This window comes from Stutzerimonas stutzeri (genome assembly GCF_000219605.1).
Lineage (GTDB): Bacteria > Pseudomonadota > Gammaproteobacteria > Pseudomonadales > Pseudomonadaceae > Stutzerimonas > Stutzerimonas stutzeri.
In genome coordinates, this window is record NC_015740.1 from 1,216,078 (window position 1) to 1,240,246 (window position 24,169).

Below are 24,169 nucleotides of genomic sequence, written 5' to 3' on the forward strand. Positions count from 1 at the left end.
TAGCGGCGGCGCTGCGCTCCTGGAGAACCTGGCGGTCACGCGCACGCAGGCGGGCGACGCGCTATCCTTGCGCCCCTCGATGGTTCCGCGGCCGGGCTCGGCGGGCGGAGCGTCAGGACACACAAGGAAAACAAGTCCCATGAACGTCAGCACCCCCACTCTGATCACTTTCGTGGTCTACATCGCCGCGATGATCCTGATCGGCTTCATCGCCTACCGTGCCACCAAGAACTTCTCTGACTACATCCTCGGCGGGCGCAGCCTCGGTAGCTTCGTCACCGCGTTGTCGGCGGGCGCCTCGGACATGAGCGGCTGGCTGCTGATGGGCCTGCCCGGCGCGATCTTCGTCGCCGGCCTGTCGGAAAGCTGGATCGCCATCGGCCTGATCATCGGCGCCTGGCTCAACTGGCTGTTCGTTGCCGGTCGCCTGCGCGTGCACACCGAGCACAACCACAACGCGCTGACCCTGCCGGACTATTTCTCGCACCGCTTCGAGGACGAGAGCCGCATGCTGCGGATCTTCTCCGCGCTGGTGATCCTGGTGTTCTTCACTATCTACTGCGCCTCGGGCGTGGTGGCCGGCGCGCGGCTGTTCGAGTCCACCTTCGGCATGCCCTACGAATACGCACTGTGGGTCGGCGCTGCGGCGACCATCCTTTATGTGTTCATCGGCGGCTTCCTGGCGGTGAGCTGGACCGACACCGTGCAGGCCGCGCTGATGATCTTCGCGCTGCTGATCACGCCGCTGTTCGTCATCCTCGCCCTCGGTGACATGGGCACCGTGATGGCCACCATCGAGGCGCAGAACCCGGCCAACTTCGACATGTTCCGCGGGCTGTCCTTCGTCGCCATCATCTCGCTGCTGGCCTGGGGCCTGGGCTACTTCGGCCAGCCGCACATCCTGGTGCGCTTCATGGCCGCCGACTCGATCAAGACCATTCCCAACGCCCGTCGCATCGGCATGACCTGGATGATCCTGACGCTGGCCGGTGCCGTGGCGGTGGGTTTCCTCGGCATCGCCTACTTCGCCGATCACCCGGACCAGGCCGGTGCGGTGAGCCAGAACGGCGAGCGGGTGTTCATGGAGCTGGTGAAGATCCTGTTCAACCCCTGGGTGGCCGGCATCATCCTCTCCGGCGTGCTGGCGGCGGTGATGAGCACCCTCAGTGCGCAGCTCTTGGTCAGCTCCAGTGCGCTGACCCAGGACTTCTACAAGGCCATGCTGCGCAAGCACGCCTCGCAGACCGAACTGGTGTGGGTCGGCCGCGGCATGGTGCTGCTGATCGCCCTGATCGCCATCGGCATCGCCTCCAACCCCGAGAGCAAGGTGCTGGGCCTGGTGTCCTATGCCTGGGCCGGCTTCGGTGCAGCGTTCGGTCCGGTGGTGCTGATCTCGCTGCTGTGGAAGCGCATGACGCGCAACGGCGCGCTGGCCGGCATGCTGGTGGGCGCGGTCACCGTGGTGGTGTGGAAGGAGTTCATCGGCCTGGGCCTGTACGAAATCATCCCGGGTTTCATCCTCGCCAGTATTGCCATCGTGGTGGTGAGCAAGCTGGGCGCCGAGCCGGCGCCGAGTATCGTCAAGCGCTTCGAGGAGGCGGATGCGGACTACCACGCCGGTTGATGACCGGAGTGGGTGCGCGCGCGTGGTGGGCTGAAGCCCACCCTACAAAAAGCGGACGTGCACAACCGTCATGCCAATCCTGCGTAGGGTGGGCTTCAGCCCACCGCTACGGTCGATCCGATTCAAGGCGTAAGGCATCCCGCCCGGCCCTTCGCCAATCTGCTCAATCCATCACCTCGGACAAATCGATCCGCCGCCAGCGCGCTTCGGCGAAGCTGTACACGGCGAAGGCCAGCAGGCCGACGCCGATTGCCAGCAGCAGCGCGCCACCGGCAGGCATGCCCTGCAGCGCTTCCAGCGCTTCCTTGAGGCCGGGTGGGTCGGTCGGTTCGTAACGGCTGCCACCCATGAACAGCAGCCCGGCAATGATCAGAAAGGAACAGCCACGTGCAGCCAGGCCGATACGCGAGACGGGTCGAACCAGGCGCATGGTGCCCTCGTCGCACTGGAAGTAGCGCTCGAAATGCGCGCGCCATGCCTTGATCAGGTGGGCGATGCCGACGCCGAGCGGGATCAGCGCGATCGCCCAGATCAGCCAGTGCGAATGTTCCAGGCCCAGCAGCCGCATCAGGCTGTCGGTGCTGTCGCTTCCGGAACCGCCGCCGCCCTCGGCGAAACGGTCCAGGCCGCTCACCAGCAGGCTCAGGGTGAACAGCGCGAGCAACAGATTCACCACACCGCTGCTGACCAGACCGGTGCGTACCAGCAGGCCCTTGGCATCGCGGCCGTGCCGGTCGGTATCGCCGATGCCTTGTGTCAGGCGCCAAGCCACATGGGCCAGCAGGCCGATCACCACCAGCCAGAGCAGCACGGCACCGAAGGGCTGCCCGAGCAGCTGCTGCACGGCGCCGCGGGTGTCCACGGTGTCTCCCGAGCCCAGTGCGGCCATGACGGCGAAGAATCCGACGATCACATACACCAGGCCACGCGCTGCATAGCCGCTGCGCGCCAGCCAGACCACTCCGCGGGTCACGTTCATCGTTTTCCTCCGTAGGCCGTCCACCCTTCAGTAGATGCCCTCTTTGCGTCTCGGTTCGAGCCTGCTGCGATATGGATGCACAGCGCCGTGACCCGCTGAGGCTACAATCGACCGGCACCGCCAACGGGGGCTCCGGTGAACATCGATAACCGAATCAAGTACCGTCATCTGCTCTGCTTTCTGGAAATATCCCGGCAGGGCAGTCTGGCGCGCGCCGCCGAAACGCTCGCGGTGAGCCAGCCAGCGATCTCCAAGACCTTGAAGGAACTCGAGGCGCTACTTGGCACCAGCCTGTTCGAGCGCAGCAAGACCGGCGTCCGCCTGACTGCCGCCGGCAGCGCCTTCCTGCGCTACGCCGGGCCGAGCGTGCAGGCGCTGCGTGAAGGCGTGCGCAGCCTGCGAGCGGGCGAGCATGAGGCCGGCATGGTGCGCCTGGGTGTGCTGTCCACGGTGGAAAGCGCGTTACTGCCCGATGTGGTGCGTCGGCTGCATGCCCAGCATGCGGCGCTGGTGGTGAGCGTTGCCACGGGGCCGGGCGCATACCTGCTGGGCCAGCTGCGCAGCGGCGAGCTGGACCTGGTGATCGGCCGGGTCACCGACAATCCGCAGATCGAGGGGCTCAGTTTCGAGCACCTCTATAGCGAGTCCATGACGCTGGTGGTGCGCCCGGACCATGCACTGCTAGGCGCCGGCGCCGGGCAGCTGGGCGATTATCCGGTGGTGCTGCCGCTGGCCGGCACCAGCATCCGGCGCTCGGCGGACAGCCTGTTCATGCAGCTGGGCATCGCTGCGCCGCCGCGGCGCCTGGAAACGCTGTCCGTCGCGTTGAGCCGTCGCTACGTGCTCGACAGCGATGCCGTCTGGGTTGCGCCACTGGATGCGGTGCGCCAGACCTCGCGTGCGGAGAGCTGGTGGAGCTGGATCTGGGTTTGAAGGAGCCCGGCGGCTCGGTGGGCATCTGCAGCAACCCATCGCTACCGCCCACCCTGGCCATGCAGTGGTGCTGCGAGGCGCTGCGCGAAGCAGCGGCGGTTTACCGCAATCCATAACCTTTGGGTTATGGATTGCACCGTTCTTTTCAGTTTCGGCCTGCGGCAGGCTGTCGCACACTGGCTCCGCCTTGAGGCTTCGTGCCCAACGACAAGAAAGGAGCCCGCCATGTCCGAACCGGACACCCGCCTGTTCGTCGCCCGTGATCGCACCTGGCATCCGGCGGCGCTGACGCCCGACTACAGGACCTCCGTAGCCCGGTCGCCACGTCAGGCGCTGATCAGCATCCCCGCATCGCTGTCCGAAACCACCGGCCCGGATTTCTCGCACCTGAAGTTCGGCGAGCATGACAACGATCTGCTGCTCAACTTCAACCATGGTGGCTTGCCCATCGGCGAGCGGATCATCATCTCCGGGCGGGTCATGGACCAGAACGGCAAGCCGATCCCCGACACCCTGGTGGAGATGTGGCAGGCCAATGCCGGCGGGCGCTACCGGCACAAGAACGATCGCTACGTGGCGCCGCTCGACCCGAACTTCGGCGGTGTCGGTCGTACGCTGACCGATAGCGAAGGCAACTACATCTTTCGCACGATCAAGCCGGGTCCCTATCCCTGGCGCAACGGGCCGAACGACTGGCGGCCCTCGCACATCCACGTCTCGGTCAGCGGCCCGTCGATCTCCACGCGGTTGATCACCCAGCTGTATTTCGAAGGCGACCCGCTGATTCCGCTGTGCCCGATCGTCAAGACCATCGCCAACCCCGCCGCGGTGCAGACGCTGATCGCCAGGCTCGACATGGGCAACGCCAATCCCATGGATTGCCTGGCCTATCGCTTCGACATCGTGCTGCGCGGGCAGCGCAAGACCCATTTCGAGAACCGCTGAGGAGGCTCTGACATGCCCGTTGAACTGCTGCCGGAGACCCGCTCGCAGACGGCCGGCCCCTATGTGCACATCGGCCTGGCGCCGGCTGCCGCCGGCAACCCGACCCGCGAACAGGAAATCTGGAACGAGATGGCCAGGACGGACGCGCCAGGTGAGCACATCCTGCTGCTGGGCAGCGTCTACGATGGCAGCGGCCATCTGGTGCGCGATTCGTTTCTCGAGTTCTGGCAGGCCGACAGCTCCGGCCGGTATCAGCCGCGTTTCGATCCGGAGCAGTCGTTCAACAGCTTCGGCCGTACCGCCACCACCTTCGATGCCGGCGAGTGGACCCTTCGTACGGTCAAGCCGGGTGTGGTGAAGAGCCGTGCCGGGATACCGATGGCGCCGCACATCAACGTGTCGCTGTTCGCCCGCGGGATCAACATCCACCTGCACACGCGCATCTACTTCGATGATGAGGCGCAGGCCAATGCCGCCGATCCGGTGCTGAACCTGATCGAATGGACCCATCGGCGCGAGACCCTGATCGCCCGACGCTGCGAGGTCGACGGCAAACTGGCGTATCGTTTCGACATTCATCTCCAGGGCGAGGCGGAAACGGTTTTCTTTGACTTCTGAGCTCAGCGCCGTCGCGGGCGTAACCAGCGAGCGGGTTGCCCCGCATATCCAGCAACGGTTTGCCGATGCCCTGCAGGCCCGTGGCTACCGTGCCGACCCGGCACAGCAGCGCGCGATCGACCAGCTCGCCGGCTGGCTCGAGCGCTGGCTGCGTGGCCGCAGCAGCTGGTTGCGCGCGCCGTCATCCGGGGTCTACCTGTGGGGCGGCGTCGGCCGCGGCAAGAGCTTCGTCATGGACGCCTTCTTTGCCGCAGCCCCGGTGACGAGCAAGCGCCGCGTGCATTTCCATGCCTTTCTCCACGAGGTGCAGCTGCGCCTGCAGGAGATCACCGGCCAGCCCGATCCGCTGCGGCTGATCGCCGCCGAGATCGCCGGGCAGAGCCGGCTGCTGTGCTTCGACGAATTCCATGTGCATGACATCGGCGACGCCATGCTGCTCGGTCGGCTGCTGCAGCACCTGGTGCATGCCGGTGTCGGGCTGGTGTGCACGTCCAACTATCCACCGGCCGGGCTGTGCCCCAATCCGCTGTATCGCGACCGGTTCAAGCCGGCCATCGCGCTGCTCGAGCGGCGCTTCCAGGTGCTGCAACTCGATGGCGGTGAGGATTACCGTCTGCGCGGCGACTACCGATGGGGAGATTACGCGGTCGCGCCGGAGTCGGAGCAGGGCGCCCGGGTCGCCGCGCTGCTGCCCCTGAGCGAGGCTGCCGAGCACGATCTGATGCTGGAGGTGAACCGTCGTCCGCTGCCGCTGCTGGCCCGCGAGGCGGAGCGCGGCTGGCTGCATTTCGACACGCTGTGCCGCGAACCACGCGCCAGCGCCGACTTCCTCTGGCTGGCCGAAGAGTTCCATGCGCTGGCGTTGTCCGGGGTGCCTCCGCTCGACGGGCAGGGCATCGACGTGCAACAGCGCTTTCTCAACCTGGTGGACATTCTCTACGACCACGGCAACCGGCTGCTGCTGGTGAGCGACATGCCGTTGTCGGCGCTGCTGAGCGAAAGCGCCCACGTGGATTTCTCCCGCACCCGCAGCCGGTTGCAGCAGTTGCGCTTGCTGCCACCGGGCGATGCCCCGACCGCCTGACGAGACTTCCATGCTCGCGATCCTCGGGATTACCGCGCCCATCTTCATCCTCGTCGGTATCGGCTTTCTCGCCTGTCGCAGCGAGCTGATCAGCCGCGAGCAGGCGGCGGGCATGGGGCGCTTCGTCATCACCTTCGCGCTGCCGGCGCTGGTGATCAAAGCGCTGATCGACCAGCCGCTGGAGCAGGTGCTGAACTGGAACTACCTGTGCGCCTATGGCCTGGGCTCGCTGGCGTCCTTCGCCCTGGGCTACGGCATCTCACGCCGCGTGCGGGGCGACAGCCTGAGCGGCAGCGCGTTAGCGGGACTCGGCAGTTCGGTTTCCAACAGCGGGTTCGTCGGCTATCCGATCGTGGTGATGGTGGTCGGCTCGCCGGCCGCGGTGGCGCTCGCGCTGGGCATGATGATCGAGAACCTGCTGATGATTCCGCTGGCGCTGACGCTGGCCGAACTCGGACGGCAATCGGACGCGGGCGTCTGGCGAGCACTGAGCGGCACGCTGAAAAGCCTGGTATGCCACCCGGTGCTGATCGCGATCACGCTGGGATTGACGCTGGCGGTGCTCGGGCTGCGCCGCCGGCCGTCATGATGCGGGTCATCGACATGCTGGCGCTGGCCTCCGCACCGGTGGCGCTGTTCGTCATTGGTGCCAGCCTCAACGGCCTGCGGGTCGGCGCACTGTATACCGACATGGCGCTGCTGGCAGTGGGCAAGTTGCTGCTGCATCCGCTGCTGGTGATGGGGTGCTTCCTGCTGTTTCCGGTGAACGATCCGGAGCTACGCCTGGCCGGCATCCTCATGGCGGCGGCGCCGATGATGAGCATCTATCCGATCCTTGGCGCACGCTACGGCCTGGAAGGACGCTGCGCGGCCGCCGTGGTCAGCGCGACGGTGCTGTCCTTCCTGTCGATCAGCCTGTTTCTCTGGCTGCTGCACTAAAGCCGCGTTGGCGATTATCGGTCACGGTGTCGATAATCGCCCTACATCAGCTGTCCGGGGTTTCCGCCATGACCGACGAATCGCGCGTTCTCCAACCACCGATGGCACCGCCAATCGTCGCTTCGCCTGCCAAGCGCATCGAGGCACTGACCGGCGATCCCAACTTCATGACGTCGCTGGCCCGTGGCCTGGCGGTGATCCATGCGTTCCAGGAGCGCAAGCGTCACCTGACCATCGCGCAGATCAGCCACCGCACCGAAATCCCCCGCGCCGCCGTGCGCCGCTGCCTGCATACGCTGATGAAGCTCGGCTATGTCACTACCGACGGCCGCACCTATTCGCTGCTGCCCAAGGTGTTGACGCTGGGGCACGCCTACCTGTCCTCCACACCGCTGGCGATGACCGCGCAGCCGATCCTCGACCGCCTCAGTGAACAGCTGCACGAGGCCTGTTCGATGGCCACGCTGGAGGGTGACGAGGTGCTCTATGTCGCCCGCTCCGCCACGCCGCAGCGGCTGATCTCGGTGGATCTGTCGGTGGGCAGCCGGCTGCCGGCGTACTGCACGTCCATGGGCCGTATCCTGCTGGCCGCGCTGGACGATGCAGCCCTCGACGAATACCTCGAACGCGCCGACTTGCAGGTCAAGACCAGCCGTACCCTGCATACGGCCGAGGCCCTGCGGCAGAACATCGCCGAGATTCGCCACCAGGGCTGGGTCATCATCGATCAGGAGCTGGAAGTGGGCCTGCGCTCGCTGGCGGTGCCGCTGAAGGATTCCGCCGGGCAGGTGCTGGCGGCACTCAACGTCGGCACCCATGCCGGCCGCGTTTCGCGCCAGGAACTGGAAACGCGCTTCCTGCCGGTGTTGCTGGAAGCCAGCCGCGAACTGAGCACGCGGCTGTTCCACTGATGATACGGTCCGCCTAGTCGAAATGCCGGGGAAGGAGGCCAGGCGGACGTTGCAGATAAAAACGGGGATGGCACGCTAATCCGTTCGATAATCGAACGCTATGTCGATTATCGGATTGTGGCCCGGGAGTTGGACCGTTACCGTTTTCACAACGCAATCAGCGTACCGAAAACAACACGAGATTCGACTCATGGCTGAACTCCTTACGCTCCGCGAAGCCGTCGAGCGCTTTATCCAGGACGGTGACACGATCGCCCTGGAAGGCTTTACCCACCTTATTCCCACCGCCGCGGCCCACGAGATCGTGCGTCAGGGCCGCAAGGACCTGACCCTGGTACGCATGACCCCGGACCTGGTCTACGACCTGTTGATCGGTGCCGGCTGCGCGAGGAAGCTGGTCTTCTCCTGGGGCGGCAACCCCGGGGTCGGCTCGCTGCACCGCCTGCGCGACGCGGTGGAGAAGGGCTGGCAGCATCCCCTGGAGATCGAGGAGCACAGTCACGCCGATCTCGCCAACGCTTACGTCGCCGGTGCTTCCGGCCTGCCATTCGCTGTGCTGCGGGCCTACGCCGGCTCCGACCTGCCCAAGGTCAACCCACTGATCAAATCGGTTACCTGTCCGTTCACTGGTGAGATGCTTGCTGCAGTGCCTTCGGTACGCCCGGATGTCACCGTGATCCACGCGCAGAAGGCCGACCGCAAGGGCAACGTGCTGATCCAGGGCATCCTCGGCGTGCAGAAGGAGGCCGCCCTGGCCGCCAAACGCTGCATCGTGACCGTCGAGGAAATCGTCGACGACCTCAATGCGCCGATGAACGCCTGTGTGCTGCCCACCTGGGCGCTGACTGCGGTCTGCCTCGTCCCGAGCGGTGCGCATCCGTCCTATGCCCATGGTTACTACGAGCGCGACAACCGCTTCTATCAGGCCTGGGACCCGATCGCCCGCGACCGCGAGGCGTTCAGCGCCTGGGTCGACACCTACATCCGTGGCACCGAAGACTTCGCCGAATTCCAGCGCAAGCTGGCCCAGCAGCAGGAGGCCAACTGATGAGCGCCTACAGCACCAATGAAATGATGACCGTGGCCGCCGCCCGCCGCCTCGGTAACGGCAGCGTCTGTTTCGTCGGCATCGGCCTGCCATCGAAGGCCGCCAACCTGGCGCGCCTGACCCATGCACCTGAAGTCGTGCTGATCTACGAATCCGGCCCGATCGGTGCCAAGCCGTCCGTGCTGCCGCTGTCCATCGGCGACGGCGAACTGGCCGAGACCGCAGACACTGTGGTGCCCACCGGCGAGATCTTCCGCTACTGGCTGCAGGGAGGGCGCATTGATGTGGGCTTTCTCGGCGCGGCACAGGTGGACAAGTACGGCAATATCAACACCACGGTGATCGGTGATTACCACAAGCCCAAGGTACGCCTGCCCGGCGCCGGCGGCGCGCCGGAGATCGCCGGTAGCGCCAAGGAGGTGCTGATCATCCTCAAGCAGTCGCATCGCACCTTCGTCGACAAGCTGGCCTTCATCACCTCCGTCGGTTTCGGCGAGGGCGGCGAGCACCGCAAGCAACTGGGGCTGCCTGGCAAGGGCCCGGTGGCGATCATCACTGACCTGTGCATCATGGAACCGGAGGTCGGCACCCACGAGTTCGTCGTCACCGCGCTGCACCCGGGCGTGACGCGCGAGCAGGTCGTCGAGAACACCGGCTGGGCGATCCGTTTCGCCGAGCAGGTAACCACCACCGAGGCGCCGCGTGCCGAGGAGCTTCAGGCGCTGCGCGCCCTAGAGGCCCGCACCGCCGCCGCCCACGGTCAGCCAGGAGGTGAGGAATGAGCCGCGACGTATTCATCTGCGATGCCGTACGAACGCCCATCGGCCGCTTCGGCGGCGCGCTGGCGGGCGTGCGAGCCGACGACCTGGCGGCGATTCCGCTCAGGGCGTTGCTCGAACGCAACCCCGGTCTCGACCCGGCGGCGGTCGATGAAGTCTTCATGGGTAGCGCCAACCAGGCCGGCGAGGACAACCGCAATGTCGCACGCATGGCCGCGCTGCTTGCCGGGCTGCCGGAGACGGCTCCGGGCGTGACGCTCAACCGTCTCTGCGCCTCGGGTATGGACGCGGTGGGCACCGCTTTCCGCGCCATCGCCTGCGGCGAACTGGAGCTGGCCATCGCCGGCGGCGTCGAGTCCATGTCCCGCGCACCCTATGTGATGGGCAAAGCCGACAGCGCATTCGGCCGCAGCCAGAAGATCGAAGACACGACCATCGGCTGGCGCTTCATCAACCCGAAGATGAAGGACATGTATGGCGTGGATGCCATGCCGCAGACCGCCGACAACGTCGCCGACGAGTGGGGCATCAGCCGCGAGGATCAGGACGCCTTTGCCCTGCGCAGCCAGCAGCGCACCGCTGCCGCGCAGCAAGCCGGTTTCTTTGCCGAGGAGATCGTCCCGGTGGTGATCAAGGGCAGGAAGGGCGACACGGTGGTCGATACCGATGAGCACCCGCGTGCCGATACCACGGCCGAGGCCCTGGCCAGGCTCAAGCCGGTCAATGGCGAAGGCAAGACGGTCACCGCCGGCAACGCCTCGGGCGTCAATGACGGCGCGGCGGCGATGATTCTCGCCAGCGCCGAGGCGGTGCAGAAGTACGGCCTCAAGCCGCGCGCCCGGGTGCTCGGCATGGCGAGTGCCGGCGTCGCCCCGCGCATCATGGGTTATGGCCCGGTGCCGGCGGTGAAGAAGTTGTGCGAGCGGCTGAAGCTGGCCGTCAGCGATTTCGACGTCATCGAACTCAACGAGGCTTTCGCCGCTCAGGGCCTGGCCGTCACGCGTGATCTCGGGTTGGCGGACGACGATGCCCGTGTGAACCCCAACGGTGGCGCCATCGCCCTTGGCCATCCGCTGGGGATGAGCGGCGCGCGGCTGGTACTGACAACGGTCCATCAACTGGAGAAATCCGGCGGCAAGCTGGGCCTGGCGACCATGTGCGTCGGGGTCGGTCAGGGATTGGCGCTGGTGGTGGAGCGGGTCTGACAGGCCGCGGTAGCTTGGCCTGTGAATGGGCGAGGGTGGATGGGCTGAAGTCGCCCTGCGACATGGCAGGCGGCAATCCGGCAGGCTGGGCTGCAGCCCACCAACCGCCGCATCCTCGCCGAGCGACGTTCACACCGGTGCCCGGATACGTTCATCCAGCGGTGGGCGCGGGCAGGCATTTGGACCACACTGATCCGTCGATCGAACAACAAGGAATCGGGTTTTGAACCGGCCGAGCAACCAACTCTTCGATGTCTATTTCACCAGCGCCCCGATGCGTGAGGTGTTTTCCGACCGCGGCCGTGTGCAGGGCATGCTGGATTTCGAGGCGGCGCTGGCCCGGGCCGAAGCGCGGACCGGGGTGATCCCTGCCACTGCGGTCGACGCCGTCGAGGCGGCCTGTCATGCCGAGCACTACGACCTGTGCGCACTGGCCGAGGCGGTAGCCACGGCCGGCAATTCGGCGATTCCGCTGGTCAAGGCGCTCGGCCGGCAGGTTGCGGCCAACGACCCGGATGCCGAGAAATACGTGCACCTGGGCGCCACCAGCCAGGATGCCATGGACACCGGGCTGGTCCTGCAGCTGCGTCAGGCCCTCGCGCTGCTCGAGACGGACCTGCGCCGTCTCGGCGACGCGCTGGCCGACCAGGCCGCGCGCCATGCCGAGATCCCGATGGCCGGGCGTACCTGGCTGCAGCATGCCACCCCGGTAACCCTCGGCATGAAGATCGCCGGCTGGCTCGGTGCCGTGACCCGTCATCGCCAGCGGCTCGCCGAACTTAGACCGCGGCTCCTGTGCCTCCAGTTCGGTGGCGCCTCCGGCTCGCTGGCTGCGCTCGGCGAGCAGGCCTGGCCGGTTTCCGAGGCATTGGCCGGTGAACTCGGGCTCAACCTGCCCGACCAGCCCTGGCATACCCAGCGCGATCGCCTGGTGGAGTTCGCCAGCCTGCTTGGCTTGATCGCCGGTAGCCTGGGCAAGCTCGGCCGCGACCTGGCCCTGCTGATGCAGACCGACGTCGGCGAGGTCTTCGAACCCGCCGCGCCGGGCAAGGGCGGTTCCTCGACCATGCCGCACAAACGCAACCCGGTCGGCTGCGCGGTGATGATCGCCGCCGCCACCCGGGCGCCGGGGCTGGTGGCTACCATGCTGTCGGCGCTGCCGCAGGAACACGAGCGCAGCCTCGGTCTCTGGCACGCCGAATGGGAAACCTTGCCGGAACTCTGTTGCCTGGTTTCCGGCGCCCTGAGCCAGGCGCTGATCGCCGTCCCGGCGCTGGAGGTGGATGGCGAACGGCTACGCGGCAACCTGGAGTTGACCCGCGGGCTGGTGCTGGCTGAGGCGGTAAGCATCGCTCTGGCGCAGCGCGTCGGTCGCGAGAAAGCCCACGAACTGGTCGAGCAGTGCTGCAAGCAGGCCGTGGCCGAGGGCCGCCACCTGCGCGGTGTGCTGCGCGACAGTCCCGAGGTCAGCAGCCGATTCAACGATGCCGAACTGGATCGCCTGCTCGATCCGGCCAACTATCTGGGCCAGGCGCGCCGCTGGGTCGAGCGCGCCGTGGCCGAACACCATGCCCTGAACGAGTGAGAACGACGATGCCGAGCGTACAACTGGCCGATGTCAGCCTGAACTACCGATTCGACGGCCCGGAGAGCGCGCCTGTGCTGGTGCTCTCCAATTCCCTGGGCACCGACCTGCACATGTGGGACGCGCAGATTCCGGCCTTCGCCGAGCATTTCCGCGTGCTGCGCTACGACACCCGCGGCCATGGCGCTTCGGGCGTCACGCCGGGGCCATACAGCATCGAGCAGCTGGGCCATGACGTGCTCGGTATGCTCGCTGCATTCGGCATCGAGCGCTTCTCCTTCTGCGGGCTGTCCATGGGCGGACTGATCGGCCAGTGGCTGGGTATCCATGCCGCGGACCGCCTCGAGCGCCTGGTGCTGTGCAATACCGGGGCGAAAATCGGTACCGACGAGGTCTGGAACGCGCGCATCGAGGGCGTGCTGACCGGCCGTGAGCAGGCCATGCGCGACATGCGCGATGCCTCCATCGCGCGCTGGTTCACGTCGGCCTTCGCCCAGGCCAACCCGGCGGTGGCGGCGCGTATCACCGAGATGATCGCCAGCACTGCGCCGGATGGCTACGCGGCCAACTGCGCGGCGGTGCGCGATGCCGATTTTCGCGAGCAGCTGGGTGCGATCAAGGCGCCGACCCTGGTGGTCTGCGGCACACAGGACCCGGTCACGACGGTCGAGCATGGCCAGTTCATGGAGCAGCGCATCGCCGGCGCCAAGCGAGTGGATTTCGACGCGGCGCACCTGTCCAACGTCGAGGCGGGCGATGCCTTCACCCAGGCCGTGCTGGATTTTCTTCGCGGCTGAGCGCTGGTCGTTCAGTCCACCGCAACCTCTAAACACTGCTTATCCCGGCGGACCGGCCTCAGTCGCCGGCTTGCCCTGACAGGAGACGCCCCACAATGGACGAGAAGCAACGCTACGAAGCCGGCATGCAGGTGCGGCGCGCTGTGCTCGGCGATGCCCATGTCGACCGCAGCCTGAGCAACATCAGCGAGTTCAACGCCGAGTTCCAGGAGATGATCACCCGCCATGCCTGGGGTGATATCTGGACCCGGCCCGGCCTGCCACGCCACACCCGCAGCCTGATCACCATCGCCATGTTGATCGGCATGAACCGCGAGGGCGAGCTGAGGCTGCACCTGCGCGCCGCGCGCAATAACGGCGTCACCCGTGAGGAAATCAAGGAAGTGCTGCTGCAGAGCGCCATCTACTGCGGCATCCCGGCGGCCAACGCCAGCTTCCACCTGGCCGAGGAAGTCTACGCCGAGCTGGGCGTCGAATCGCTCGGCGAGTCCTGAACCCACCGCGCCAGCCGCTCTCGCCCCACCCACGCCCCGTACCGCCTTACCGGTGGCCGGGCGGTTTGCCTGGCGTCCTAGCGCGGATGCCACATACCTCGACAACGTAATGCTGGCCATGTCGGAGCCGGCGGCGTAGAGCCTGGCGGTGGATAGCTCAGAAGCAAAAGCCAGAAACGAAAAAGCCCTGTGAAAACAGGGCCTTAACGTTAGGTGTCTGGAGCGGGCGAAGGGAACAGCACCCGGTCGCTAACTCGTTTATTACGAACGTTTTTTCCGATCCAGGCGTCACGGAATGGACTCGATTGTGGACTCAAGTCTTCGGCCTGGTCAACGCAGGCCGTTGCGGGTGATCCAAAGCGAGCCAAGCACATCCATCAACAGCCAGAGCATCGGATTTCATTCCGAAGTCTATCTGTCCACCGGCACATAACGCCACAGGCCGCAACGGACAGGCGAGCTGCGTCCTCAAAGGACCGGCTCATCATCGACCGGCGCGGCCCCGTCTTTCACCCGCTCGATGAACCGCCTCATGGGCTCCGAGGGTTCGCCCCGGCGGCGCAGCAGGTAGGTGGAGAGCATCGGTGGGATGCCGGCCAGGGGACGAATGGAGATGTCCGGGCGCTGTAGCGTCTGCACCTGCGAGGCGATGGCGAAGCCGATGCCGTAGCCGGCGCCGACCAGGGTCAGCATCACGCCCAGGCTGGTCACTTCGTCCACCAGCTTGAGCGGCATGTTCGTGTCCTGCAGCACCGCCTGAATCTGGTGGCGGCAACCGGAGCCCGCCTCGGGGTGGCACAGAACCAGCGGAAACTTCAAGGCTTCGGGCAGCGGCACCTGCACGTGTGCCAGCAAGGGGTGGCGTGCGGGCACGATCACCGACAGCGGATCGGTCCACACCGGCTCGGCGACGAGGCCATCATGCACCGCGTTTGACAAGCCAAAGCCGATGTCCAGCAGATCGTTGTGCAGCATCTTGAGCTGCTGCGCGAACGGCAGCTCGAAGACGTGAATCTCCAGCTCGGGCTCATCCTCGCGGCTGCGTGCCAGCAAGGTGGCGATGCGGGGTTGCGCCAGGCTGTCGCAGATCGCGATGCGCAGATGGCCCTGGTAGCCCTGTGCCGCCGCCTTGGCGCTCTTGACTGCCTGCTCCACGGTGGCCTGCACGCGCCGGCATTCGCCGAGGAACACCTGGCCGGCCCAGGTCAGCCGCGTCAGGCGTGTGCTGCGGTCGAACAACTGCACGCCAAGCTGGCTTTCCAGGTCGCGCATCGCACGCGACACAGGCGATTGCTCGATGCCCAGACGCTCGGCTGCACGGGCCAGATGCAGTTCTTCCGCAACTGCGATGAAGTAACGCAGCAATCTGAAATCCAAGGCCACCTCCTGTTTGTCTTCTTCTGGTTCGGCCTCTCGGGCGCCAGCATCTACATCCGCATCCCGTCAGCACCTCCTTCGATGGCATCGCGTCGAAGCACTCATGCCTGTCGGGAGCAGGCCCGTCGCCGACACGCGCGGAGCAGGCCGGCGCACAGCCCGGGCTGAATGCTGATGGTCAGCGCCTGCTGCTGCCATGCCAGGGCGGGCAGCGGTGCGCCGGGCACCGCGCGCAGGTGCGCGCGTGTGGCTCGTGTCCGCGATCAGTGCAGCCGACGACGACACGCCGGCGTCAGGGCGGGCGTGCCGATGCAGTTTCATGGGGGTGTCTTTCGGCTCACCCCGGTCGCTGCCCGGGTCGGTCACGAAGCTCAGTTTCAACACCCGGACTTCTGCGTAGCCGCCAACACCTGGGCGACGCGCTGGCGGGCCCACCAAGCGGTCGCCGCGGATGAAGTCCTCGGGCTGCGGTTGACGCGGCGCGGAGGCCTGCAGCCGCTGCGCGAGCTGCCCATCGCCCATGCGTTCGTCGTTCCAGGACACGCTGCCGTGGGTGGTGACGGACAGGTTCGCCGCGTCGGGCTTGATCGGCTTCACTCCATTCAGACACAGATACTAATGAGAATTATTATTGATTGTCCGTGGTTTTGTGTGATATGGCAACACCGATGGAATAACCCGGCCTTGCCTGGACACTCGCAGCCTCGCCAGCGACTGAAGGCCGGATGGCGGCAACTGGAAAGCCTCTGTGACCGGCATCGCCACCGGGAAGCACTCATGCGGTTCCCTACGGCCAGAGGAATGGACTCCACTTTCTGGGGGGGAAGTACATGAACTTACGCCATCTTCGCTGTTTCATCGCCGTGGCCGAGGAGTTGCACTTCGGCCGGGCGGCGCGAAGGCTGCATGTGGAGCAGTCACCCCTGTCGCGAACGATCCGCCAACTGGAGGCGGACTTGGGCGTGACGCTGCTGGAGCGCACGCCGCGCGGGGTGCGCCTGACCCCGGCCGGGCAGGTGTTCCTGGAGGAGGCCCGGCGCGTGCTGCTGACCCTTGAGCAAGCCCAGACCAAGGCGCGGGCGGTGGCGGCGGGACACCGGGGCACCCTGCGCATCGCCTTGGCCGGCGGCGTCGGGCGGACCCGGCTGTCGGCGCTGCTCGCGCTGTGCGGGGAGGAGGCGCCGGAAGTGGGCATCCGGCTGTTCGAGGCGCCGCTGTCGCAGGTGGTGGGCGGGCTGGGCAACGACCTGTACGACGCGGCCTTTGCGATGGCCGGCGAGATGGAGGCCGGGGTGGTCGCCATGCCGGTGTGGCAAGACCCGCTGGTGGTGGCCATACCCGCGCGGCACCCCTTGCTGGCGCACAAGCGGGTGCCGCTGGACGAGGTGGTGGGCTACCCGCTGGTGCTGTGTCACCCGCAGGTTTGTCAGGAGTGCAGCCGGCAATGCGAGCGCCTGCTGCGCCTGGTGGAGACACCGCCGGTCGTGGCCGAGTACGTGACGACCCACTCGTTGATGCTGGCCCTGGTGGCGGCCGGCTATGGCGTGGGATTTTCCACCGCGGCGCACGTGGTGGCATGCCGGCAGGCGGACGTGATCGTCCGGCCGCTGGATGAAGACTCGGCGGCGCTGACGACCTACCTGCTACATCCCGAGGGCGCGATGTCGGAGCCACTGCGCCACTTCATCGACCGTGCGCAGCGTGTCGGCCATATGCCGTTGGATACGCAACGGCTCGCATGAGGCTGCTTCAGGCGGGTTGGGGCGATGCCATTTTGGTCAAGGTGCCAGACCCGTTTTGTCATAGCGGGGTTCCATTGACGCGGTGCACGGGCGTGCTGCACTCAGGCTGCTCGCGCTTGCGGTTGGCATCCTGCGATGAAACTCGCATGCCCATCGTGGCGCGTCACAGCGAAGACGCGCGGCGCAACAGTGCTTGCCGTATGCGCATCGGCTCTGGCGTGTTGAGCTGATCGCGCTTTACTGGGCCTTTTTCCCTGCAAAGACTTTGGCCTGGTTATCCGGGTCAGGCATGGCGCCCGCGAATGACGCTGGTGACAGCATGTTTCGTGGCTTGCGAATTGTGAGTGATGGCGCCTTGCGCGGCAAGGCGCACATCTCGCGTCGGAACCGGCGGTATCACCGATGCCACGGTCTTCGCCGCTTCGCCATCTGCTCGTTTCGCCCGGAGATTCCTGGACAGCCACGCACGCCGCCTGTACGGCGGGTGCGCGTGCTTGGACTCGGTGCGATGACGAATGGAGGCGCGCGATATGCCGAAGTCGAGCAGCCTGGCCGATGGCGCCAAGACCTACTACCGCCCGATCGAGGCGGCAATCCGCTGGAGCGGATTGCTGCGCTTCGAGCGGCGCATCCTGGCGGCCTTGGGAGAGCGGCCTCTGCCGGAGGCAACGGAGTTTCCGCGCTGGCCGATGCTGCGGTTGAACGCCGAAAGAATCTTCGATGCGCTGGCTCACGGCGAGATGCCGTATGGCAAGGAGGGCTTAGTGCGGGACACGCAGGGCCTGGCAATGGACGACCCGTCGCTGACGGTGCGGCACGTCGATCTGAAAGCCTGGATGGCGCACTACTACCCAGGCGAGAAACCGACGTTTCTGTTCGATGAGATCGAGCGTGCGCTTCACCCGGCGATCAGCCTGGACACAGTGGGCGCATTGCTGGTCGAACGGGAAGCGATCAAGGCGCGGCTGGCGGAACACCTGGGCGTGCTCGAGACGCTGCGCGCCGAGCATGAGGCGCTGCTGAAAACGCACGCCGCCTGCGCGGCCGACACGGAGCGTGCGAACACGCTGGGGCCGCGCAGCGAATCGACCTACCTGAACATCGTTGGCGGGTTACTGACGCTGCTGCTGGGCAAGTCGCCCAGCGGCATGCCGTATTCCAGCTTCCTGACGCAGGAGGCCATCATCAGCGCGATGGTGGCGCACCACGGCAACGCGATGGGCATCACCGAGCGCACCCTGCAGGCCAAGTTCGCACTGGCTCGGCGCAATCTGCAGAGCACAACTTCCTGAGCGATGCCAGACCGTATCTGCGGTCGCGGAAACCGCATTTGCGGTGTCTTTCTTTAACGCGGCGTTCTTAATTCGAGTCACGCCAATCAGCGCCACTGAGCGTTAAGGAGTGACCCTCATGTCTTCGCAGACCACCGCCACGGCGGCACCGACCGAGCACCGCATCCTGCGCCGCGCCGAGGTCGAAGCCAAGACCGGCTTCAAGCGCGCGCACATCTACAGCCTGATGAAGGAAGGCAAGTTCCCCAAGGCGCTGCGCCTGGGCGTGCGCGCGGTGGGCTGGGACTCGGTGGAGATCGAACAGTGGATCGCCGAGCGCCTCAAAGAACGCGCCTGACGCTTCTTCTCGGTTCATGCCATTCGACGAGGAGAAGCTCATGCAGGTGGTGTCCATCATTTCGACCAAGGGCGGCGTGGGCAAGACCACGACGGCCGCCAACCTGGGCGGCTTCATCGCCGATGCCGGGCTGCGTGTGCTGCTGCTGGACCTGGACGTGCAGCCCACGCTGTCGAGCTACTTCACGCTGGACGTGCGCGCGCCCGCCGGCATCTACGAGATGCTGGCCTTCAACGAGCGGCGCATCGAGCAATTGGTGTCGCGCACCGCGATCGCGGGCCTGGACCTGGTGCTCTCCAACGACGACCGCGGCGAACTGAACACGCTGCTGCTGCACGCTCCGGATGGGCGCCTGCGACTGCGCCATTTGCTTCCCGTCTTCCGCCCGCACTATGACTTGCTGTTGATCGACACGCAGGGCGCGCGCAGCGTGCTGCTGGAGATGGCGGTGCTGGCGTCCGACCTGGCGCTGTCGCCGGTGACGCCGGAAATCCTCGCGGCACGCGAGCTGCGACGCGGCACGCTGCAACTGATCGAGGACATCGCGCCGTATCGGCACCTGGGCATCGAACCGCCGCCGCTGCGCCTGCTCATCAACCGTGTGCATCCGGTGTCGTCGAACGCACGGCTGGTCCAGCAGGCGCTGCGACAGGTGTTCCAGGAACAGGCCGGCGTGCAGGTGCTGGACACCGACGTGCCGGCCATCGAAGCCTATCCGCGCGCTGCGACACGAGGATTGCCGGTGCATCGGGTGGAGTACCGGCGGCCGGCTGGGCGCACGGCGCCCGCAGCGCTGGACACCATGCGCACGTTGGCCGGTGAGCTGTTCCCCGCGTGGCGGGAGCGCTTCGCGCTGGTCACCGGCCGGGCCGATGCGGGAGGGGCCAGCCATGGCGAGCGCACATGAACTGGCGCGCGGCCGTGAACGGCTGCGCGCGCTGATCGAGTTCGCGCTGGGCGAAGGCTGGCGCGTGGTGCGCACGTCCGGCGGGCACCTGAAATTCACGAAACCAGGCTGCGCGTCGATCTACACCAGTTCGACTGCGAGCGACCACCGTGCCGACCGCAATGCCCGCGCGCAGCTTCGCCGCGCCGACAGGCAGGCGCAGGAGAACGGCCGTGGCTGAGCTGACGCCGCAGGACATGGCTGCCAAGCTGCTGGCCACCGGCTTCGAGCGCAGTGGCCCTTCGGCCGCGACCTTGAGCGACCCCATCGCCGACACGCCGATGGTGGTGACGCTGGACCAGTTGCGGCCCTACGACCACGACCCGCGCGTGACGCGCAACCCGGCCTATGCGGAGATCAAGGCGTCCATCCGCGAACGTGGGCTGGACGCGCCCCCCGCGATCACGCGCAGGCCGGGCGAGGCGCACTACATCATTCGCAACGGCGGCAACACGCGGCTGGCGATCCTGCGCGAGTTGTGGAGCGAGACCAAGGAGGAACGCTTCTTCCGCATTGCGTGCCTGTTCCGCCCGTGGCCGGTGCGCGGCGAAATCGTGGCGCTGACCGGGCATCTGGCCGAGAACGAGCTGCGCGGCGGGCTGACCTTCATCGAGCGGGCCTTGGGCATCGAGAAGGCGCGCGAGTTCTACGAGCAGGAAAGCGGCCAGGCGCTGTCGCAGAGCGAACTCGCGCGGCGGCTGACTGCCGACGGCTATCCGGTGCCGCAGTCGCACATCAGCCGCATGAACGATGCGGTGCGCTATCTGCTCCCGGCGATCCCGACGCTGCTGTACGGCGGATTGGGCCGGCATCAGGTGGACCGGCTCGCGGTGCTGCGCAAGGCGTGCGAGCGCACCTGGGAGCGGCGTGCGCTGGGCCGCACCGTGGCCGTGGACTTCGCTACCTTGTTTCAGGACGTGCTGACGCAGTTCGACACTCAGCCAGACGACTTCTCGCCGCAGCGGGTGCAGGACGAGCTCGTGGGCCAGATGGCCGAGCTGCTGGAGGCGGACTACGACACGCTGGCGCTGGAGATCAACGACAGCGAAAGCCGCCAGCGTGCGCTGACCAGCGAACCGGCAGCGCCGACGCCCCCGGCAGCACCTGTCTTGCCTGCTACACCGCCCTCGCCGGTCTCCGCGCCTCGGCAGCCACCCGCCTCGTCTGTGCCGCGCGACACCACGCCGGTCGCGCCTCCGGCGCCAGCAGCAACACCGCCTGCACCGCCCGGAGCGCCGGAGGAACAGTACGGGCAACGCGACGAGCGTCTGCAAGGGCACATCGTGACACCGGCACCGACCACCGAGCGCCTGCTGTCCATCCAACGGATGGTCGCGGACCAGCTCGGCGACAAGCTGCCCGACTTCGAGGTCGACGCGCTGCGTGCGATCCCCGTGCAGGCTGGCGGGCTCTATCCCATCTCGGACGTCTGGTATATCGAGCCGGGGCTGGACGCGCCGGATCGCCTGCGCGTGCACATCGCGCAGTTCGCGCGCGAGATTGCCGGGGACGCGGCGGTGGCCGACCACATCGAGGCCATCGACGGCGGCATCGGCTTCGTCTGCGTGGCGCCGGCCGTGGGCCAGGCGAAAGCGCTGCCGGCGTTCGCGCGGGCGGTGCTCACCCTGCTGCATGCGCTGAGTGCGGCGCCGCCTGCCGCGAACGGCTTGGACCGCGCGCGGCTGGCCGACGAGCTGGCGGCGCTGCTGCATGGCCACGGCGGCTCGGCCACACGCCTGAGCGATGCTGCGCTGGTGAAGCTGTTCCGTCTGCTGCGCCTGGCGCGCCGGCTGCTGGACCTGCAAGCCGGCGAAGCGGGCCAGGAATCCTGAGCGCAGGAGGCTCTCGCATGTCGGCACCGCACCCGCTCAACCAGGCCGTGATCGCCCAGGCCCTGCATGACCTGCGCAACGGCCAGTTGCGCCGCTGCAAGGCCATGGGCTTCGGCGAGGAGGAGTTGGATGCGCTGAAGCACCCCGAACTCGTGAGCATGCTGGTGAATGCCACGGTGTCGTGGTGTTCGGTGTCGGTGAACCGGGAGGTGTTGAAGCGGCTGCTGAGCCAGGTGCACGACATGGAGCGGGAGATCGCCACGGTGGACCGCATGCTGCGCCTGGGGGCGAGCACGGAGATGGTCAGCAAGTTCTACGGCCTCACGCATCAGGAAGTGGCGCTGCGCCGCGACATCCTCGGGCTACCCAAGCGCAAGGGCCGGCATCCGGTGCTCGATGAGGCGCAGGACGTGACCTTGTGGGAGCGCTGGAAGGCCGGCGTCACCGAGCGCCATATCGCCCTGACCGATGACATGGCGATGCTGGCGCTGACCATGGACCTGGCCGAGGCGCTGAGCCTGCCGATGTCGGTGGTGTGGGCGGCGATACGCAACTGGATCGACCAGGGGCTGGTGTAGCCATGACCACGGGCGGCGCACCACGGCGCGAAGGCCCGGTTGCGCTGTCGGCGTTGTTCGACGAGGCGCTGCGGCACCTTGAGTCGAAGGAACCGGCGCAGGGCACGGCGCCGAACCAGGACGGTTTCCTCTACAGCGGCAACCGCCATGAGAGCGTGCCACGCCGACTGTTCCTCGACCGACGCCTGACGCCGCTGGAGCGCAACGCCTGGCAGGTGTTCCGTCTGCAGCTCAACGACGACGGCGTGACCGCCTTTCCCACCTACGACCAATTGCGCCCCTACCTGGCCTCGATGCCCTGCGCGGCACAAGCCTCGCACGAGACCGTGGCGCGCGCCTTGACGCTGCTGCGGCTGACACGCTGGCTCAGCCTGGTGCGGCGGCGGCGCGATCCCAGGACCGGCCGTATCCAAGGCAACCTCTACGTGCTGCACGACGAACCGCTGTCGCCCTTCGAGGCGATGCAGCTCGACCCGGACTACCTGGGCTTGGTCAGTCAGGCGCTCACGCACGCGGCGAAGGCGGTGCAGGTCGTGGGCATGAACACGCTGCGGGAGATCGCCGAAGACCCGCTGCTCAGCGGCCGCACGCTGCCGACCCGCTTGCAGGTGCTGGCGCAGCGCATGGCGCGGCATGGCTGGACGACGCCAGGTTATCCACAGGAGGGTGCGGACCACGAATCCGAAGAAGGCCAGGAAGCCCTTCTTCGGAATGCTGCGCGCCCGTCTTCGGAATCCGAAGCAGGGCCGAAACCCGCGCCGGACGGCTCTCTTCGGATTCCGAAGCAGGACCGTACAGTACGTAATGATCGTATAAATGAAGTACGTACAGTACCGCGCGCGAGGGCCTTGCAGAACCTGCGGCTGCCAGACCGCTTCCAGCGTTTGAAGCACGAGCAGCAGTCCGGCGCGCTGGTGGCCTTGCGGCAGGTGGACGAAGCCCTGCGGCAGGCGGTGCTGGACGAATGGGAGGCGCGCTGCTGCAACAGCTCGGTGCGCAACCCGGCTGGCTACCTGTTCGGCATCATCCAGAAGGCGATCCGTGGGGAGTTCAAGGCCTGGGCGGGCGACAGCGCCACGGTGCCGCCTGCTTCCCGTCCACCCGCACCGGCACCGGCGCCATCGGCACCGCCGGTATCCCCCGAAGTGGCGCGCGCCCACCTGGCGCGGTTGCGGGCGGCCCTGCGCGACCCGTGACCGGCCGAGCTATCCCCTGGGGATAGCTGGGACAGGGAGCCTTCCGGCGGGTCAATCCGGCTACACCCTTGCCAAGGTCTCAATTGAGATACAAAGTAGGGGCTAATGCATAACAGGAGAAGCAACGATGGCCGCACAGACTTCGATGCTGCACATCCGCGTGGACGATAAGCTCAAGGCCGATGCAGCCGAGAAACTCGCCGGGGTCGGCCTCACCGTTTCGGACGCCGTGCGCATCCTGCTGACCCGTGTGGTCAAGGAAGGCGCACTGCCGGCTGGCCTCACGGCCGACCCGGAGGCCTACGATGCCTGGTTCCGGGCGAAGGTCCAGGAGGCGCTGGCCGACACACGGCCGCCGGTGCCGCACCAGCAGGTCATGGATGAGGCGCAGGCCCTGATCGACAGGAAGCGGCGTGCGCGTACTTGAGTGGCGGGAAGCTGCCCGCGCCGACCTGCTGGCGATTGTTGACTACATCTCGGACGACAACCCCGATGCCGCGCAGCGGTTGAAGGACGACATCGAGGCCAAGGCCGCGAAGCTGCCGGAGCGCCCGAAGCTCTACCGGCCTGGCCGCGTGGCCGGCACGCGGGAGATGGTCGTGCGTGCGAACTACGTGGTGGTCTACATGGAGGACACCCGCGCGGTGTCCATCCTGCGCGTGTTGCACGCCGCGCAGCAGTGGCCGCCGGCACGGGAGTGAAGGAGGTTTTCCTCACTGGAGATTCACCATGAATACCAAGGAGCCTGAAGCAGCCAAACTCAAGGCGCTGCAGGAAGCAGCTTGCATGGGCTGGGCCGACATCGCCGCCGGCCGCCATGCCGATGTTGCCGACGGCCAACTCGAAGGTTTCATTGCACAGTTGGGACAGCAGGCGGCGCTTGCCGTCGCTACCCGCCGCGAGGCTATCCCCAGGGGATAGCTGGGAC

General features: G+C 66.8%; 25 protein-coding genes and 2 pseudogenes. 24 read left to right on the top strand and 3 right to left on the bottom strand.

What is annotated here, in order from left to right; all coding sequences use genetic code 11:
* Positions 1-139: 139 nt before the first annotated feature.
* Positions 140-1,624, top strand: a complete 1,485-nt coding sequence (gene putP, locus PSTAB_RS05760) for a sodium/proline symporter PutP (RefSeq protein ID WP_013982095.1) — start codon at positions 140-142, stop codon at positions 1,622-1,624.
* A 163-nt stretch (positions 1,625-1,787) separates the two neighbouring features.
* Here putP and PSTAB_RS05765 read toward each other — a convergent pair whose 3' ends face one another.
* Positions 1,788-2,603, bottom strand: coding sequence for a DUF1206 domain-containing protein (locus PSTAB_RS05765; protein WP_013982096.1), 816 nt, complete (start codon positions 2,601-2,603; stop codon positions 1,788-1,790).
* Positions 2,604-2,738: 135 nt separating this feature from the next.
* Here PSTAB_RS05765 and pcaQ point away from each other — a divergent pair.
* The 12 genes and pseudogenes from pcaQ (at position 2,739) to pcaC (ending at position 13,941) form a co-directional block, all read left to right on the top strand.
* Positions 2,739-3,652: pseudogene (gene pcaQ / locus PSTAB_RS05770) on the top strand (pca operon transcription factor PcaQ).
* A gap of 109 nt (positions 3,653-3,761) precedes the next feature.
* Complete coding sequence (pcaH, locus tag PSTAB_RS05775; RefSeq protein WP_013982097.1) at positions 3,762-4,481, top strand: protocatechuate 3,4-dioxygenase subunit beta; 720 nt, start codon at positions 3,762-3,764, stop codon at positions 4,479-4,481.
* A gap of 12 nt (positions 4,482-4,493) precedes the next feature.
* Entirely contained in the window at positions 4,494-5,099 is a 606-nt protein-coding gene (gene pcaG / locus PSTAB_RS05780) for a protocatechuate 3,4-dioxygenase subunit alpha (protein WP_013982098.1), read from the top strand.
* Complete coding sequence (zapE, locus tag PSTAB_RS05785; RefSeq protein WP_013982099.1) at positions 5,089-6,183, top strand: cell division protein ZapE; 1,095 nt, start codon at positions 5,089-5,091, stop codon at positions 6,181-6,183. Before pcaG ends, zapE begins: the two co-directional genes overlap by 11 nt.
* Before the next feature lie 10 nt (positions 6,184-6,193).
* Positions 6,194-7,122: pseudogene (locus PSTAB_RS05790) on the top strand (AEC family transporter).
* Positions 7,123-7,190: 68 nt separating this feature from the next.
* Complete coding sequence (locus PSTAB_RS05795) at positions 7,191-8,033, top strand: IclR family transcriptional regulator domain-containing protein (RefSeq protein WP_017246327.1); 843 nt, start codon at positions 7,191-7,193, stop codon at positions 8,031-8,033.
* Between the two features lie 190 nt (positions 8,034-8,223).
* Complete coding sequence (locus tag PSTAB_RS05800; protein WP_013982101.1) at positions 8,224-9,081, top strand: CoA transferase subunit A; 858 nt, start codon at positions 8,224-8,226, stop codon at positions 9,079-9,081.
* The gene (locus PSTAB_RS05805; RefSeq protein WP_011912436.1) at positions 9,081-9,863 is read left to right on the top strand and encodes a CoA-transferase subunit beta; all 783 of its coding nucleotides are present in this window, start codon (positions 9,081-9,083) and stop codon (positions 9,861-9,863) included. Before PSTAB_RS05800 ends, PSTAB_RS05805 begins: the two co-directional genes overlap by 1 nt.
* Positions 9,860-11,065 carry a 3-oxoadipyl-CoA thiolase gene (gene pcaF, locus PSTAB_RS05810; protein ID WP_013982102.1) on the top strand — a complete coding sequence of 402 codons (1,206 nt, stop codon included), beginning with the start codon at positions 9,860-9,862 and terminating at the stop codon, positions 11,063-11,065. Before PSTAB_RS05805 ends, pcaF begins: the two co-directional genes overlap by 4 nt.
* Before the next feature lie 223 nt (positions 11,066-11,288).
* Positions 11,289-12,650 carry a 3-carboxy-cis,cis-muconate cycloisomerase gene (locus PSTAB_RS05815; RefSeq protein WP_013982103.1) on the top strand — a complete coding sequence of 454 codons (1,362 nt, stop codon included), beginning with the start codon at positions 11,289-11,291 and terminating at the stop codon, positions 12,648-12,650.
* Positions 12,651-12,658: 8 nt separating this feature from the next.
* A complete protein-coding gene (gene pcaD / locus PSTAB_RS05820; RefSeq protein ID WP_013982104.1) occupies positions 12,659-13,447 on the top strand; it encodes a 3-oxoadipate enol-lactonase in 789 nt (262 codons plus the stop codon).
* A gap of 95 nt (positions 13,448-13,542) precedes the next feature.
* Positions 13,543-13,941, top strand: a complete 399-nt coding sequence (gene pcaC, locus PSTAB_RS05825) for a 4-carboxymuconolactone decarboxylase (protein ID WP_013982105.1) — start codon at positions 13,543-13,545, stop codon at positions 13,939-13,941.
* 468 nt (positions 13,942-14,409) lie between these two features.
* Here the strand turns inward: pcaC and PSTAB_RS05830 are convergent, their stop codons facing one another.
* Positions 14,410-15,318 carry a LysR family transcriptional regulator gene (locus PSTAB_RS05830; protein ID WP_013982106.1) on the bottom strand — a complete coding sequence of 303 codons (909 nt, stop codon included), beginning with the start codon at positions 15,316-15,318 and terminating at the stop codon, positions 14,410-14,412.
* A 66-nt stretch (positions 15,319-15,384) separates the two neighbouring features.
* Entirely contained in the window at positions 15,385-15,915 is a 531-nt protein-coding gene (locus tag PSTAB_RS21105; protein WP_080564969.1) for an ExbD/TolR family protein, read from the bottom strand.
* A 233-nt stretch (positions 15,916-16,148) separates the two neighbouring features.
* Here PSTAB_RS21105 and PSTAB_RS05835 point away from each other — a divergent pair, with 233 nt between their 5' ends.
* The 11 genes from PSTAB_RS05835 (at position 16,149) to PSTAB_RS05885 (ending at position 24,162) form a co-directional block, all read left to right on the top strand.
* Complete coding sequence (locus PSTAB_RS05835) at positions 16,149-17,060, top strand: LysR family transcriptional regulator (RefSeq protein ID WP_013982108.1); 912 nt, start codon at positions 16,149-16,151, stop codon at positions 17,058-17,060.
* 530 nt (positions 17,061-17,590) lie between these two features.
* Positions 17,591-18,352 (top strand): hypothetical protein, encoded by a 762-nt coding sequence (locus PSTAB_RS05840; RefSeq protein ID WP_013982109.1) that lies wholly within the window; start codon positions 17,591-17,593, stop codon positions 18,350-18,352.
* Positions 18,353-18,470: 118 nt separating this feature from the next.
* Positions 18,471-18,689 carry an AlpA family transcriptional regulator gene (locus tag PSTAB_RS05845; protein ID WP_011829925.1) on the top strand — a complete coding sequence of 73 codons (219 nt, stop codon included), beginning with the start codon at positions 18,471-18,473 and terminating at the stop codon, positions 18,687-18,689.
* A gap of 40 nt (positions 18,690-18,729) precedes the next feature.
* Positions 18,730-19,596 carry a ParA family protein gene (locus PSTAB_RS05850; RefSeq protein WP_013982110.1) on the top strand — a complete coding sequence of 289 codons (867 nt, stop codon included), beginning with the start codon at positions 18,730-18,732 and terminating at the stop codon, positions 19,594-19,596.
* Complete coding sequence (locus PSTAB_RS05855; RefSeq protein ID WP_013982111.1) at positions 19,580-19,816, top strand: type II toxin-antitoxin system HicA family toxin; 237 nt, start codon at positions 19,580-19,582, stop codon at positions 19,814-19,816. Before PSTAB_RS05850 ends, PSTAB_RS05855 begins: the two co-directional genes overlap by 17 nt.
* Positions 19,809-21,467, top strand: a complete 1,659-nt coding sequence (locus PSTAB_RS05860; protein WP_013982112.1) for a ParB family protein — start codon at positions 19,809-19,811, stop codon at positions 21,465-21,467. The genes PSTAB_RS05855 and PSTAB_RS05860 overlap by 8 nt, the downstream gene beginning before the upstream one ends.
* Before the next feature lie 17 nt (positions 21,468-21,484).
* Positions 21,485-22,045, top strand: a complete 561-nt coding sequence (locus PSTAB_RS05865) for a DUF2857 domain-containing protein (protein WP_013982113.1) — start codon at positions 21,485-21,487, stop codon at positions 22,043-22,045.
* Positions 22,046-22,047: 2 nt separating this feature from the next.
* Positions 22,048-23,241, top strand: a complete 1,194-nt coding sequence (locus tag PSTAB_RS05870; RefSeq protein ID WP_013982114.1) for an STY4528 family pathogenicity island replication protein — start codon at positions 22,048-22,050, stop codon at positions 23,239-23,241.
* Positions 23,242-23,368: 127 nt separating this feature from the next.
* Positions 23,369-23,668 carry a type II toxin-antitoxin system RelB family antitoxin gene (gene relB, locus PSTAB_RS05875; protein ID WP_009618210.1) on the top strand — a complete coding sequence of 100 codons (300 nt, stop codon included), beginning with the start codon at positions 23,369-23,371 and terminating at the stop codon, positions 23,666-23,668.
* Positions 23,655-23,942: a type II toxin-antitoxin system RelE/ParE family toxin gene (locus tag PSTAB_RS05880; RefSeq protein WP_009618209.1), complete on the top strand. Its 288-nt coding sequence runs from the start codon at positions 23,655-23,657 to the stop codon at positions 23,940-23,942. The genes relB and PSTAB_RS05880 overlap by 14 nt, the downstream gene beginning before the upstream one ends.
* Before the next feature lie 28 nt (positions 23,943-23,970).
* Positions 23,971-24,162 (top strand): hypothetical protein, encoded by a 192-nt coding sequence (locus PSTAB_RS05885; protein WP_011805449.1) that lies wholly within the window; start codon positions 23,971-23,973, stop codon positions 24,160-24,162.
* Positions 24,163-24,169 lie beyond the last annotated feature (7 nt).